General features: G+C 58.8%; 1 protein-coding gene. It reads right to left on the reverse strand.

The annotated features are described in order from the left end of the window. Positions 1-337 (reverse strand): hypothetical protein (locus ACQZ2L_RS25090; protein WP_430328319.1); only part of this gene is annotated, 337 nt, incomplete at both ends.

Consider the following 337-nt stretch of genomic DNA (forward strand, 5'->3'; position numbering starts at 1 on the left):
CGCCTTGCCGACCAACTTCAGCGTGGTCGACACCGTCGAGCTGCCTTTGGACACGTCCTTGTCTTTGTCATCCTTCACCGAGATGAGGGTGGGGGTAACAGACTGGATGATGGTCACATTCCAGGGATCGGAAGCTGGGTTGCTGCCGTACAAACCGTGCGCCTTCAGGGCGTAGGCTTTCACGGTCAGGCCGGTCAGCGTGGTGTGCCAGTCGCCGCTGGCATTGGCGGTAGCTTCTCCCACCTTGTCATTCCCATTGCGGATTTCCAACTTCTGACTGGGCGACGCCTTGCCGACCAATTTCAGCGTGGTCGACACCGTCGAGCTGTCTTTGGAA

It is taken from the genome of Pseudomonas shirazensis (assembly GCF_050496565.1).
GTDB lineage: Bacteria > Pseudomonadota > Gammaproteobacteria > Pseudomonadales > Pseudomonadaceae > Aquipseudomonas > Aquipseudomonas shirazensis_A.